The 1,157-nt window shown below is 70.9% G+C and carries 2 protein-coding genes; both read right to left on the bottom strand.

Annotation, left to right across the window (positions count from 1 at the left end):
- The coding region (locus tag B9G38_RS17595; RefSeq protein WP_143415661.1) for a response regulator transcription factor at positions 1-372 on the bottom strand (372 nt) is incomplete at its 3' end.
- 140 nt (positions 373-512) lie between these two features.
- Positions 513-1,157: IMP dehydrogenase (locus tag B9G38_RS17590; protein WP_143415659.1), on the bottom strand; the 645-nt coding region annotated here is incomplete at its 5' end.

The following is a 1,157-nucleotide window of genomic DNA, read 5'->3' as shown; positions in this document are numbered from 1 at the left end:
GTACTCGCCGCGCCGCAGCAGGCCGTCGACGGTCTCCCGGAGAGTGTCGCTGGTGACGGGCTTGACGAGGTAGTCGTCGAACCCCATCTCCAGGATGTCGAAGTCGGGCTCGACGGCGGTGACCATCGCGACCCGGCAGTCGATACCGCGGTCGCGGACGGCGGTGAGGACCTCGTCGCCGGAGAGGCCGGGCATCCGACGGTCGAGCAGTATCGCGTCGACCGCGTCGTCGGCCTCGTCGAGCTGGTCGAGCGCCTCGCGGCCGCCGTACGCGGTTCGGACGCGGTACTCGTCGCCGAGCCAAGCGGCGTACAGGTCGGCCAGGTCGGGTTCGTCCTCGACCACGAGGACCAGCGGCGGTTGCTCACTCATGGATGACGGGAGCGAGGGGGTGTTCGCTCACACGTTTCGTCTCATCGCTGGCTATATTAAAATACCTCTTCGACGCGCCGTCCGGACGCCCCCTCGGTCGGGCTCGGGACCGGACGAATCCGGCCGGCGACCGGTCGCCGTTACTCGCCCGGGCTGTAGTTGGGCGCCTCGTCCGTGATCATCACGTCGTGCGGGTGGCTCTCGCTCTGGCCCGCCGAGGAGACCCGGACGAACTCCGCGCGCTCGTGGAGGTCGGGGACGGTCTCGGCGCCGACGTACCCCATCCCGGAGCGCATCCCGCCGGTGAGCTGGTGGAGCTCCGAGCCGAGGCTCCCCTTGTACGGCGTCGCCGCCTCGACGCCCTCGGGGACGAACTCCTCGTCCTCGTCCTCCTCCTTGAGGTAGCGGTCGCCGCCGCCGGACTTCATCGCGCCGACGGAGCCCATCCCGCGGTACTGCTTGTACTTCTTCCCCTGCATCGTGATGACGCGCCCCGGCGCCTCGTCGGTGCCGGCGAAGTACGAGCCGAGCATCACCGCGTCGGCGCCCGCCGCGAGCGCCTTGATCGCGTCGCCGGAGTAGCGGATGCCGCCGTCCGCGATCACCGGGACGCCGTGGGCGCTCGCGACGTCCGCGACCTCGGCGACCGCGGTCATCTGGGGCATTCCCGCGCCGCTGACGACGCGCGTGGTACAGATAGAGCCCGGCCCGATGCCGACCTTCAGCCCGTCGGCGAAGTCGACCGCGGCCTCGGCGGCCTCGCGCGTCCCGACGTTGCCGACGAC

The sequence above is a fragment of the Halorubrum sp. SD612 genome, assembly GCF_002135005.1.
The sequence above is the reverse complement of the archived record's forward strand: the minus strand, read 5'-3'. Positions and strand labels throughout refer to the sequence as shown.